This is a genomic window from Microseira wollei NIES-4236, from assembly GCF_020521235.1.
Lineage (GTDB): Bacteria > Cyanobacteriota > Cyanobacteriia > Cyanobacteriales > Aerosakkonemataceae > Microseira > Microseira wollei.
In genome coordinates this window covers 1-324 of sequence record NZ_BLAY01000627.1, presented here as the reverse complement: position 1 = coordinate 324, position 324 = coordinate 1, and the positions used below count along the sequence as shown (strand labels likewise).

The following is a 324-nucleotide window of genomic DNA, read 5'->3' as shown; positions in this document are numbered from 1 at the left end:
ATCTTTGGGTGTAAATCAAAATTGATCTACGCCGTGCCCCTGGGTGTAGGGGCAGGGCATCCTACAATCTTTGGGTGTAAATCAAAATTGATCTACGCCGTGCCCCTGGGTGTAGGGGCACGGCATCCTACCATCTTTGGGTGTAAATCAAAATTGATCTACGCCGTGCCCCTGGGTGTAGGGGCACGGCATCCTACCATCTTTGGGTGTAAATCAAAATTTATCTACGCCGTGCCCCTGGGTGTAGGGGCAGGGCATTCTACCATCTTTGGGTGTAAATCAAAATTTATCTACGCCGTGCCCCTGGGTGTAGGGGCAGGGCAT

The 324-nt window shown here is 51.5% G+C and carries 1 protein-coding gene; it reads left to right on the top strand.

The features are described 5' to 3' along the window. On the top strand, positions 1-324 hold a 324-nt coding region (locus tag MiSe_RS50075; protein ID WP_226595082.1), incomplete at both ends, for a hypothetical protein.